Origin of the sequence: Mesorhizobium sp. M0601, assembly GCF_040320845.1 — a bacterium.
GTDB lineage: Bacteria > Pseudomonadota > Alphaproteobacteria > Rhizobiales > Rhizobiaceae > Mesorhizobium.
Window position 1 is genome coordinate 1 of record NZ_JAMYQK010000072.1, and the last position, 11,111, is coordinate 11,111.

General features: G+C 61.7%; 13 protein-coding genes, 2 tRNA genes and 1 pseudogene. 9 read left to right on the forward strand and 7 right to left on the reverse strand.

The window, feature by feature from the left end; translation table 11 throughout:
- Positions 1-133 precede the first annotated feature (133 nt).
- Both NKI41_RS32010 and NKI41_RS32015 read left to right on the forward strand, forming a co-directional pair.
- Positions 134-478 (forward strand): BA14K family protein, encoded by a 345-nt coding sequence (locus tag NKI41_RS32010; protein WP_352686957.1) that lies wholly within the window; start codon positions 134-136, stop codon positions 476-478.
- A gap of 421 nt (positions 479-899) precedes the next feature.
- Complete coding sequence (locus NKI41_RS32015; protein ID WP_352451067.1) at positions 900-1,256, forward strand: hypothetical protein; 357 nt, start codon at positions 900-902, stop codon at positions 1,254-1,256.
- Positions 1,257-1,296: 40 nt separating this feature from the next.
- Here NKI41_RS32015 and bhcR read toward each other — a convergent pair whose 3' ends face one another.
- Positions 1,297-2,154 carry an HTH-type transcriptional regulator BhcR gene (gene bhcR / locus NKI41_RS32020; protein WP_352472784.1) on the reverse strand — a complete coding sequence of 286 codons (858 nt, stop codon included), beginning with the start codon at positions 2,152-2,154 and terminating at the stop codon, positions 1,297-1,299.
- Between the two features lie 203 nt (positions 2,155-2,357).
- On the opposite strand from bhcR, the gene gcl reads away from it, so the two are divergent.
- Genes gcl through NKI41_RS32035 form a run of 3 tightly spaced genes read left to right on the forward strand, consistent with a single transcriptional unit; the run spans position 2,358 to position 5,904 of the window.
- On the forward strand, positions 2,358-4,139 hold the full coding sequence (gene gcl, locus NKI41_RS32025) for a glyoxylate carboligase (RefSeq protein ID WP_352686944.1): 1,782 nt from the start codon (positions 2,358-2,360) through the stop codon (positions 4,137-4,139).
- Between the two features lie 23 nt (positions 4,140-4,162).
- Entirely contained in the window at positions 4,163-4,960 is a 798-nt protein-coding gene (hyi, locus tag NKI41_RS32030) for a hydroxypyruvate isomerase (RefSeq protein ID WP_352686945.1), read from the forward strand.
- 59 nt (positions 4,961-5,019) lie between these two features.
- Positions 5,020-5,904, forward strand: coding sequence for a 2-hydroxy-3-oxopropionate reductase (locus NKI41_RS32035; RefSeq protein ID WP_352541356.1), 885 nt, complete (start codon positions 5,020-5,022; stop codon positions 5,902-5,904).
- Between the two features lie 12 nt (positions 5,905-5,916).
- Here the strand turns inward: NKI41_RS32035 and NKI41_RS32040 are convergent, their stop codons facing one another.
- Positions 5,917-6,228, reverse strand: a complete 312-nt coding sequence (locus tag NKI41_RS32040; RefSeq protein WP_352541355.1) for a hypothetical protein — start codon at positions 6,226-6,228, stop codon at positions 5,917-5,919.
- Between the two features lie 10 nt (positions 6,229-6,238).
- A complete protein-coding gene (gene rlmB, locus NKI41_RS32045) occupies positions 6,239-7,096 on the reverse strand; it encodes a 23S rRNA (guanosine(2251)-2'-O)-methyltransferase RlmB (protein WP_352541354.1) in 858 nt (285 codons plus the stop codon).
- Between the two features lie 202 nt (positions 7,097-7,298).
- On the opposite strand from rlmB, the gene NKI41_RS32050 reads away from it, so the two are divergent.
- A tRNA-Tyr gene (locus NKI41_RS32050) sits at positions 7,299-7,383 on the forward strand.
- 67 nt (positions 7,384-7,450) lie between these two features.
- Positions 7,451-7,524 (forward strand) — tRNA-Gly (locus tag NKI41_RS32055).
- Positions 7,525-7,690: 166 nt separating this feature from the next.
- Here the strand turns inward: NKI41_RS32055 and NKI41_RS32060 are convergent.
- Entirely contained in the window at positions 7,691-8,158 is a 468-nt protein-coding gene (locus tag NKI41_RS32060; RefSeq protein ID WP_352686947.1) for a YidB family protein, read from the reverse strand.
- Positions 8,159-8,317: 159 nt separating this feature from the next.
- Between NKI41_RS32060 and NKI41_RS32065 the strand changes: the two genes are divergently transcribed.
- On the forward strand, positions 8,318-8,575 hold the full coding sequence (locus NKI41_RS32065; RefSeq protein WP_023717513.1) for a GlsB/YeaQ/YmgE family stress response membrane protein: 258 nt from the start codon (positions 8,318-8,320) through the stop codon (positions 8,573-8,575).
- 45 nt (positions 8,576-8,620) lie between these two features.
- Here NKI41_RS32065 and NKI41_RS32070 read toward each other — a convergent pair whose 3' ends face one another.
- From NKI41_RS32070 to NKI41_RS32080, 3 genes are all read right to left on the reverse strand, one after another.
- Entirely contained in the window at positions 8,621-9,280 is a 660-nt protein-coding gene (locus NKI41_RS32070) for a peptidoglycan recognition protein family protein (protein ID WP_352686950.1), read from the reverse strand.
- A gap of 104 nt (positions 9,281-9,384) precedes the next feature.
- The gene (locus NKI41_RS32075) at positions 9,385-9,834 is read right to left on the reverse strand and encodes a GFA family protein (RefSeq protein WP_352686953.1); all 450 of its coding nucleotides are present in this window, start codon (positions 9,832-9,834) and stop codon (positions 9,385-9,387) included.
- A gap of 33 nt (positions 9,835-9,867) precedes the next feature.
- Positions 9,868-10,755: a DMT family transporter gene (locus tag NKI41_RS32080; protein WP_352686955.1), complete on the reverse strand. Its 888-nt coding sequence runs from the start codon at positions 10,753-10,755 to the stop codon at positions 9,868-9,870.
- Between the two features lie 271 nt (positions 10,756-11,026).
- On the opposite strand from NKI41_RS32080, the pseudogene NKI41_RS32085 reads away from it, so the two are divergent.
- Positions 11,027-11,111: pseudogene (locus NKI41_RS32085) on the forward strand (GTP-binding protein); the annotation flags it as partial.

The window sequence follows — 11,111 nt, forward strand, 5'->3', positions numbered from 1 at the left end:
ATTGCCAATGGCTGGCCAAACAGCGATATCGACGCCCTCATGCCATGGAATTACCAGCGCTGAACGGCCTCAGCTGCCCGCTTACGAAGAGACCCGAAAAATGTTTGAACCTTTTTCTCCGCCGCAACGACTTATGATCAAGAGGCGGTTGGATCGCCTCCCACAACAAGGAGATCGTCATGTTCAAGCGCACCATCATTTCCGGCCTCGTCGCCACCACTGTCGCCGCCGCCATGCTGGTCGGCACCGTTCAGCCGTCGGCCGCCCATCACAAGCACAAGCACCTCGGCATCGGCATTGCCGCAGGTGTGGCGGCTTCCTGCTCGGCAGCGCGCTGGCCCAGCCGCGCACCGTCTATATCGAGGAAGACGGCGGCTCGTGGCACGTCCGGCGCTGCCTCAATCGCTACCAGAGCTACGACCCGTACTCGGACACCTATGTCGGCTACGACGGCTATCGCCATCGCTGCTGGCTTTGAGGGCCACGATGCCAGCTTGGGATGACCGTTTCATGCAACCGGAAGAAGGGCGCCCCACTGGCCCTTTTTCTGTTGTTCGGCGATAGGCTTCCTGTCGAAATCGACTGACTATCAGTGTCGGCGCTGCCCCTCATCTGCCTGCCGGCATCTTCTCCCCGTATAGTGACGGGGAGAAGGGACGCTTTCGGCGATGACTTCGGCAGTCTCCAGCGCTGCAAGAGGGCGCCAAGGTCGCGGTCAGCTTCTTTCTCCCCGTCACTATACGGGGAGAAATGCCCGGCAGGGCAATGAGGGGCAGCGCCAGCTTCAGTCTCCAAGCAATTTAGCTATCATTTGTCTCTGATTTCACCAGGAACCCGGCAGTATACAGCGATTTCCCAACAGCCTAGTCTGCACCGATAGCGAAACAGGGAGAGGGCGCTTGGGCGAGCACGATCCGAACGAAGAGCCGATCGAGACGGTTTTCCGCAACGGCACAATCACCACCGTCGGCATCCTGCTGGCGTTCTCGCTGGGCTTCATCACGCATTGGGCCGCCAACCCGATACCTTGGGAAATCTATCACCTGGCCGCCGTCGTGCCGATTTTGATCGGCATTGCCCTGCAGATACGAGCGCTGCGGTTGCTGCTCGACATAACGTCTCTACAACGGCGCGTTTATGAACGCGCCAATCGTATCTTCATTGCCGGCCTAATCTTCACCGCCTGCGGAGTTGGGCTGGCGATGCTGCTTGATTTCTACGACCTATCGACCAAGAGCGCGGTGCCCGGGGCCTAGCTTTGGCCATCCTGGCAGATGTCGCACCATTCGACGCTGGTCAGCGCAGCCATGCGCTCGGTTCGCTGCGAAGGCCGGGAGGGGTCGGCAGCCCGCCGATCATCCTTGTCACCTTCGCCGCCGCATCGTGCACAAGCGGGCCGATTTCGGCCAGCCGTTCCGGCGTTACCCGCACCGTCGGCCCGGAAACCGAAACGCCGCCGATCGGCTCGCCGAACTCATTGAAGATGGCGGCGGCAACGCAGCGCATGCCCGGATGCCGCTCCTCGTCGTCTACCGACCAGCCGCGCAGCTTGATCGTCACCAGGTCGCGGGCGAGCGCCGGGATATCGGACAGCGTGTTTTCGGTGAAGCGCTCCAGCCCGGCCCGGCGCAGGATGGTGGCGACGCGTTCCGGCTCGAGATGCGCCAGCACTGCCTTGCCGATGCCCGAGGCATGGAAGGAGCTGCGCGTCCCCGGCCGGAAGAAGGCGCGGATCGCCTGATGCGTCTCGACCTGACTGACAAAGACGACGCAATCGTCCTCGGCGACGCCGAGATTGGCGGTCTCGCCGGTCTTCTCCATCAATTCCTGCATGACGATACGGGCGCGGTCGACCAGCTTGCGGCGGCGCAGGAACGCCGCGCCCATGCGATAGGTCTCGACGCCGATCGACCACAGCTGGTCGGTACCGTCGAACTCGACCATGCCGTGGTTTTCCAGCGTCGTCAGCATGCGGTAGGCGGTGGATGCCGGCAGACCGGAACTGGCGGCGATCTCGCTCAGCGACAGGCCGCTGCCATCGGCAACGATTGCCAGGATGCGCAGCGCCCGGTCCAGCGACTGCACCGAAGCAGCCTCGGCCGGCCCGTTGAAGGCGCGCGGCCGGCCGCGCTGGCGTTTTTCGGTGGTTTCCATCGGGCCATTCTTCGCTCTGTTCGCCCAGCAAGGCAATGAAAAAGTTTTTCATCGATTTGCGAAGCGAATTCGTGGAAAACAGAAAGTCAAATCAATTCAATCTACAAGAGCCGTTTTCTAGAAATGAAAATATATTCTGAAAAAATTGAAAAATCATTGGTGCGCTGGCATCATCGGCTATCAACAATTCCGTGGAGGCTGACATGGCCAGGATGCGCGCAGTCGACGCAGCGGTTCTCGTTCTCGAAAAGGAAGGCATCTCCTGTGCCTTCGGCGTGCCGGGTGCTGCGATCAACCCGCTCTATTCGGCGCTGAAGGCGAGGGGCAGTATCCGCCACATCCTTGCGCGGCACGTCGAGGCGGCTTCGCATATGGCCGAAGGGTTTACCCGCGCCAGATCGGGCAATATCGGTCTGTGCATCGGCACCTCGGGTCCTGCCGGCACCGACATGATCACTGGCCTCTATTCGGCCGCTGCCGATTCAATTCCCATCCTCTGCATCACCGGGCAGGCGCCGCGGGCGCGTCTCAACAAGGAGGATTTTCAGGCCGTCGACATTGCGGCGATCGCCGCACCCGTCGCCAAATGGGCGGTTACGGTGATGGAACCCTATCTGGTGCCGATGGCGTTGCAGAAAGCGTTTCATCTGATGCGCTCGTCGCGGCCGGGGCCGGTGCTGATCGATTTGCCTGTCGATGTGCAACTGACCGAGATCGAGTTCGACATCGATGCCTACGAGCCGCTGGTGCCGTTCAAGCCGGCAATGTCGCGCGCTCAGGCCGAGAAGGCGTTGACGATGCTGAACGGGGCGGAAAAGCCTGTCATCATCGCCGGCGGCGGCATCATCAACGCCGATGCGTCCGATCTGCTGATCGAATTCGCCGAAGTCACCGGCGTGCCCGTCATCCCGACGCTGATGGGCTGGGGCGCGATCCCCGACGACCACCGCCTGATGGCCGGCATGTGCGGGCTGCAGACCTCGCACCGCTATGGCAATGCCACGATGCTCGAAGCCGATTTCGTTTTCGGCATCGGCAACCGCTGGGCCAACCGCCACACCGGTTCGGTCGACGTCTACACCAAGGGCAAGAAGTTCATCCACGTCGATATCGAGCCGACGCAGATCGGCCGGGTCTTCGCACCGGACCTTGGCGTCGTCTCAGATGCCGGTGCGGCGCTTAAGATGCTGCTCGACGTCGCCACCGAGTGGAGGACGGCCGGAAAATTGCGCGACTGGTCGGGCTGGGCCGGCGAATGCCGGCAGCGCAAGAAGACGATGAAGCGCAAGACCCATTTCGACCAGGTGCCGCTGAAGCCGCAGCGCGTCTACGAGGAGATGAACAAGGCGTTCGGCCGCGACACCACCTATGTCACCACGATCGGCTTGTCGCAGATCGCCGGTGCGCAGTTCCTGCATGTCTACAAGCCACGCAACTGGATCAATTGCGGCCAGGCCGGCCCGCTCGGCTGGACGCTGCCCGCAGCACTCGGCGTTCGGGCCGCCGATCCGGACCGCACTATCGTGGCGCTGTCCGGCGACTATGATTTCCAGTTCATGATCGAGGAACTGGCAGCCGGTGCGCAGCACAGATTACCCTACATCCATGTCGTCGTGAACAACGCCTATCTCGGCCTGATCCGCCAGGCGCAGCGCGGCTTTTCGATGGATTTCGAGGTCAGCCTGGCCTTCGAGAACGTCAATCGACAGGGCGATGCCGAAGCTGGCTATGGCGTCGACCACCTCGCCGTCGCCGAGGCGATGGGCTGCAAGGCGGTCCGGGTGCGCCGGCCGGAGGAATTCGCCGGCGCGTTCAAGGAGGCGCAGCGCCTGATGAACGAGCACCAGGTTCCGGTGGTGCTCGAATTCATCCTCGAGCGCGTCACCAACGTTTCGATGGGTACCGAAATCGACAAGATCACCGAATTCGAGGAGCTAGCCGAACATCACGAAGATGCCCCCACGGCGATCGTCATGCTCGATTAAGCCGCATATGAGGAACTACTGCCATGCCACGGTTCTCAGCCAATCTTTCGATGCTCTTTGGCGAGCATGACTTCCTCGACCGCTTCGATGCCGCCGCCCGCGCGGGCTTCAAGGGCGTCGAGTATATCGGCCCCTATGACCATGCGCCGGATGTCGTCGCAGCCAGGTTGAAGAAGAACGGGCTGACACAGGTCCTGTTCAACCTGCCTGCCGGCGACTGGGCCAAGGGCGAGCGCGGCATCGCGATCCTGCCCGACCGCGTGCCGGAGTTCCGGCAGGGCATTGCCAAGGTCGTCACCTATGCGCACGCATTGGGCTGCGAGCAGGTCAACTGCCTCGCCGGCATCGCGCCGCAAGGCGTCGACCGCTCCGTGCTGGAAGACGTCTTCGCCGAAAATCTGGCTTTCGCGGCGGAAAAGCTGGAGCAGGCCGGCATCAGGCTGCTGATCGAGCCGATCAACACCCGCGACATTCCGGGCTTCTTCCTGAATTACTCGGACCAGGCCCTGGCGCTGATCGACCGCGTCGGCTCGAAGAACCTGTTCCTGCAATACGATATCTATCACATGCAGATCATGGAGGGGGATCTCGCCCGTACCATCGAGGCAAACCTCAACCGCATCGCGCATATCCAGCTTGCGGATAATCCCGGCCGTCATGAGCCGGGGACGGGCGAGATCAATTTTCCCTTCCTGTACAACCACATCGACCGCATCGGCTATTCCGGCTGGGTCGGGGCGGAGTACAAGCCGAAGGGCGGAACGGAAGCCGGGCTTGGGTGGTTCAGGGACCTGGCCGGGCAGGGGAGTGCGGCGGCATAGACGCAACGTGTCGCACGTCGCGTTCCTGCGCGCCCCCTTAACAAGAAACGGAGAAGGACATGGAAACCATCGGCTTCATCGGCCTCGGCATCATGGGCGCGCCGATGGCGGGGCATCTGCTAGACGCCGGTTATCAGGTCGTCGCCAGCGACCACCGCTCGAAACCGCCGGCCGACCTCGTCGCCAAGGGCCTGAAGGTCGTCACCGGCCATGATGCCGTCGCGCGTGCCGCCGACATCGTCATCACCATGGTTCCGGATACGCCGCAGGTCGCCGACGTGCTGTTCGCTGAGAATGGCGTCGCGTCCGGCCTCACTAAAGGCAAGCTGGTCATCGACATGAGCTCGATCTCGCCGATCGAGACCAGGGCCTTCGCAAAAAAGATCAACGATCTCGGCTGCGACTATCTCGATGCGCCGGTGTCGGGCGGCGAGGTCGGCGCCAAGGCGGCGTCGCTGACCATCATGGTCGGCGGCGAGGAAACAGCCTTCGAACGCGCCAGGCCCATCTTCGAGAAGCTTGGCAAGAACATCACTTTGGTCGGACCCAACGGCGTCGGCCAGATCACCAAGGTCGCCAATCAGATCGTCGTCGCGCTGACCATCGAGGCCGTCGCCGAAGCGCTGGTTTTTGCATCGAAAGCCGGCGCCGACCCGGCCAAGGTCCGGCAGGCGCTGATGGGCGGGCTGGCCGCCTCGCGCATTCTGGAAGTACATGGCGAGCGCATGATCAAGCGCAGCTTCGCGCCGGGCTTTCGCGTCGAACTCCACCAGAAGGATCTCAATCTGGCGCTGGAAGGCGCGAAGGCGCTTGGGGTAGCACTACCCAACACCTCGATGACGCAGCAATTGTTCAACTCTTGCGCGGCGAACGGTGGAGCAAAGGAAGACCATTCGGCACTGGTCAGGGCACTGGAGCGCATGGCTGGTCACGAGGTTGGGTGAGAGTGAAGTGAATTAGTCCGCAATACCTTCGATGGGCCGACTTCGTTCGACCGCATAGCGTATGAGATCGGCAAAACGTTTCAGAAAATCTTTGGATTCCTCCGACATTCCTTCAGTTCGCACAAGTGCCTCAACTTGCTTGGTCAAGGAAGGTAGGGATTCGATCGGAAGAGTGACGTCCTCATAGAAATCTTCGAATTTCAGTATGAGTTCAAACGCGTTTTGGTTTGCGATTGACACGATTTCATGATGCGCAGAGGAACCTACCGATACGCATCGATCGATATGTCCATCTGGATTGAGAACGGCAAAATCCAATGACATGCATTGCGCCCTATTTGCCGCGCGCGAACCACCGCCTCGCCGCATAAAGCGCCACCGCCGCGGCATTCGACACGTTGAGCGAGCGGATGGCGCCCGGCATGTCGAGGCGGGCGAGCGTCGTCACCGTTTCGCGCGTTTTCTGGCGCAGGCCTTTGCCCTCGGCGCCAAGTACCAACGCGATCTTTTCTCCGGCAAAGCTCGTTTCGAGCTCCGCCGGCCCGTCGGAATCCAGCCCTATCGTCTGGAATCCGGCCTCGCGCAGCTGCTCCAGCGCATCGGCGAGGTTCTTCACCTCGATCTGATCAATATGCTCGAGCGCGCCGGAGGCCGATTTCGCCAGCACGCCGGATTCCTGCGGGCTGTGGCGCGCCGTGGTGATCAGTGCACCGGCGCCGAAAGCCACGGCCGAGCGCAGGATCGCACCGACATTGTGCGGATCGGTGATCTGGTCGAGCACCAGCACCAGCCTGGTGTCGCCGAGCGCATCGAGCCGCTTCGGTTTCAGCGGCTCGGCCTCGATCACCACGCCCTGGTGCACGGCATCCGAGCCGGTGACCTTGTCGATGTCCCTGGGTTCGACCAACTCCGCCTTGAAGGGCAAAGCGCCAAGGTCGGCGATTGCCAGCCGCTCGGCAGCGTTGCGCGTCACCAGCATCTTCTTGATTTTGCGGCGCGGATTGTCGAGTGCGGCCCGCACCGTGTGCAGCCCATAGAGCCGCACCAGCCCATCCGCCGGGTTCTCGCCGGGCGGCACCGGCTGGCGCGGCCTGAATGCAGGCGCGCCGCCGCTCTTCTCGTCGCGATGCGCGCGGCGCAGCTTGGCGTAGTGAGTGTCTTTAGGGGTCTTGGATTTGTTGTCGTTGCTCATGGCCGGCTTCTATAGCCGTGTCGTCCGGCCATGGATACAGCTGCATAAGCTGCTTGTCGGGCGAGGCGTGAGATTCAGCGCTTTTTGCCGGACGGTTGCGGTTGACAGTTTTGGGCGCTGCCGCCATAAGGCGCTTCGCGGAAGGGCTGCTTTGGCAGCCGCGACGCGTCGATGCCTCGTTGCATGGCTCCGGCGGCAGACTGGAGAGGTGCCCGAGTGGTTAAAGGGGACGGACTGTAAATCCGTTGGCTATGCCTACGTTGGTTCAAATCCAACCCTCTCCACCACTGCCGGCCCGGAAGCCCTGAAACGCAGAGCGAGCGTCGGAGCGGATCCGATGCTTGACTGAAAGGCGCGGGTATAGCTCAGTGGTAGAGCAGCAGCCTTCCAAGCTGAATATGCGGGTTCGATTCCCGCTACCCGCTCCAGATTTCCCCCAAGCCGCGGCGCACCTCGCGCACGATTCCGAAGCAGGCACCGCCAAGCGAAGCGCTTTGCCGATAGTTCAAAGTATTCGTTGCGCGTCCAGACGGACGCGCATCTTAATCTGTGTTATCGTTGTCCCGAACCGCAGGCGGTGTGGGGCGACAGGCGTCAGCTCGCGAATTTGCTGAATATGGACGCGAGTTGGTTCTGCTGCGGCACTTGCCCGTTCGGCGTCAGCTGGTCGACAAGCCCTGGCAAGGCCGCCGACAGTTGCTTGAGCAGGTCCTGTTGGTTCAGACCCGTCCTTTGCGCGATCTCCTGAATGATCTGCGGGCCGAGGGCACTGCCCAGATCGCTGGGGTTGATCGGCTGGTTCTGACCGGTGCCGACCCACGAATTGGCAACGTTGCCGTGGCCGGCGTCCTTCAGTTTGTCGAGCAGTCCGCCCAGACCGCCGAGCAGTCCGCCATCGGCGGATGCGGTTGTATCAGGCGGGACGGGGGCAGGCCTCTGCGCCGCCTCCGGCTGGGCGGAACTTCCACCGCTCAGCATTTTTCCCACCAAAAGTGCGCCGAGCGCGATCATCAGCGGCTTGGCGACGTTGCCGCCGGGAACGGCATTGTCAAACAGTCCCATTGTGGATCTCCATGTCAAATTGCCCGTCCGTCTCCAACAATGACGCATCCATGGCGAATTTCAAGCCGGTTTGAGCTTTCCGTAATCATGATTTTCAAGTTGGCTTGAGCTTTGCTTAATAATGTGGAAGTAATCGGGTGCGGGGAACGGAGAGGAAAAATGTCAATATTAAGCTGGATTATTCTCGGCGTCATCGCCGGCTTCATAGGCAGCAAGATCGTCAATAAAAGCGGGCAAGGCCTGGTGCTCGACATCGTGCTCGGGATTGTCGGCGCCATCGTCGGCGGGCTCATCTTCAGCGCCTTTGGCGCGTCGGGCGTTACCGGGCTCAACATCTATAGCCTGATCGTCGCCGTGGTCGGTGCCGTGGTTGTCCTGTGGGCCTATCATCAGTTCAGCGGCAAGAGGGCACTGTAGAAGCCGTCCGGCAGTTGCGTCGGCATTCGGGTGAATGCCGACCGCCTATCTGATCCTTTTGAGGATTTCGCGGATCAGCGTGTTGAGGCCGGCTTCCAGCCCTCTCACCATGATCGGCCATAATTCCTCGAGCAGTCGCTGCCATGCGGCATCGCGCCCAATCCTCACCGGCAGATTTGGCATCGCGCCCGTTGCCGCCGTCACGTCGCGGCGCAGCCGCTCGCCACAGGCGCTTGCGCCGCTGATCGTCGGATCGAAGGGCAGCCGGGTGAAATCCCATTTTCCGCGCTGCTCGATGCCGAGATTGCTCTCGACTTCGGCATGCGACAGCACCGTTTTGGGCGTGACCTTGATGCGGTAGTATTTGCAGAGTTCGGCGACGACGGCGGCCATCGCGCCCCACTGCGCCCTGGTCATCGGATAGCGGCCGGCATCGAACGGCCTTTCCTCCGCCCCGGCCATGCAGCAGAGCGAAACCCCGATCGAGCCGCCGTTGCAGTTGAGCGTATGAGCGGCATATCCCGGTTTTACCCGGCCCGAATTGAGCGCGATCGAAGGCCGACCCCTGACCAGGCGGCCATTCCCCTCGACCAGTATGTGATACGCATCCCTGTCGGTATCGCCGGCCGAATGCGAGCCGGCCGTCCAGTGGCAAATGACGCGCCGCATCGCAACATTGGGCAACCAGTCGGGCGGCAATGCCACAGAAATCCCCGCGACATAAGTTCAGTGACGGAGCACAGTATAGTTTCCTTGGCGGCCGACGCGAAAACGAAACGATAATTTGGTTGAGCGTTTCTAACGGTCAGCTATTCGCCGGCATCTCCGGCGACCGCGTGTTCTCTGTATTGCGGCAGATCGTCGGTGATCGTGAACCACTTCGCCTTGGAGCCGACGAAGATGTGCTGCGTCGGCCGGATGGTCGGCTCGTCGACGAGGCTTCCCATGGCGACATGCACGAAGGCACCGTCGCGGACCACCGAATAGAGCAACGAGCCGCAGGTCTTGCAGTGCGCGTCATGGCCGGTGTCATCGCCGAAGATCGTGAGATTGTCCTCGCCCCTGGTCAGGCTCAGCCTGTCGCGCTCGATGCCGGCGAATGGCTTGAACGCCGAGCCGGTGGTGCGCCGGCAGTTCGAGCAGTGGCAGTTCGCGGCGTAGACGAACGCGTCCGCCACCGCGTACTGAACGGCGCCGCACAGGCACTTTCCGATAAGCCTGCGGTTGCGTGAATTCTGGTTGTCATCAGGGCTTGCCACGCGCTCCTCCTATTGTGCAGGCCGATTTCAGTTTCAAGCGACGACGGTCAACCGGCGCTTGCGCTCGTCGAGCGAGACGATGGTCAACCCGCTGGCGACCACCAGCAGGATGCCGCAGATGGCCAGCGCATTCGGGAGTTGCCGGAATACCACCACGCCTGAAATCACCGCCCAGACGGTAAAGCAATAGTAGAACGGCGCCACCACGCTGGTCGGCCCGACGCGATAGGCCATGAAGATGAAGAAGTGGCCGAAGATCAGGAACAGTCCGGCACCGCCCATCAGCAGCAGGTGACGGATTTCAGGCACCACCCACTGCTCGGAAACCAGATGCGCAACGCCGGCGCCCGCGAGCACGACAATCACCGCGGAAATAGCTACAACCATTCCCGGCACGTCGGCGGCGACCTTGCGTCCGGCCAGATCGCGCGCCGCGGACAGGGCGGCATTGCCTAGCGCCAGCAGCGCATAGACCGAAATCCCCTGCATTGTCGGTTGTGCCACCATCACTGCGCCGATAAAGCCGAGCCCGATCAGCGCCAGGCGCAGCCCACCGATCCGTTCGCCAAACAGCATCGAGGAGCCGACCAGCATCAGCAAGGGCGTGATCTGTCCGAGCGCGGTCGAATCGGCGATCTGCATGTTGGCGAGCGCCACCACGTAGCAAAGGATCGCACCCAGTTCGAGCATGTTCCTGCGCAAAACCTTGGCGTCGAGGATCAGCGGGATCTGCTTGCCGTAGCCCAGCATGAACAGCAGCGGAATGCCCCACAATGTTGCCGCAGCGCCGCGCAGGAACAGCACCTCATAGGGCGGCAGTCCCGCGGTTGCGAGCTTCATCATCGTGTCGTTGACGATGTAGGACCCGGTCGAAACGACCATGAACAGCGGGCCTCGTATGGCAGTCGGGATGAAATGCATAGGCCCACGAAATCAGACCGGCGCCAGGGCGGCAATGGGCCAGATCCGGCTGTAAATCCGTCAAAGCCGTCAGCCGCCGCCACAACCATTCCAATTGCCCTTGTTCGTTCCTATATCCGCGCCACATTCTCCGAAACCGGATCACGCGTTCGGGCGGGCGAGCGCGCTCGGCGACAAGGCACTTGTGTTTTTCGGCCTTAGTCGCTAATCGCCCCGCATTCGACTGAACTGAAGGTCCAGGCCGTCCCCAGGCCGTCCAAGGAAAGAGACTATGGCAAAAGGTAAATTCGAGCGCACTAAGCCTCATGTGAACATTGGCACGATTGGTCACGTCGACCATGGCAAGACGTCGCTGA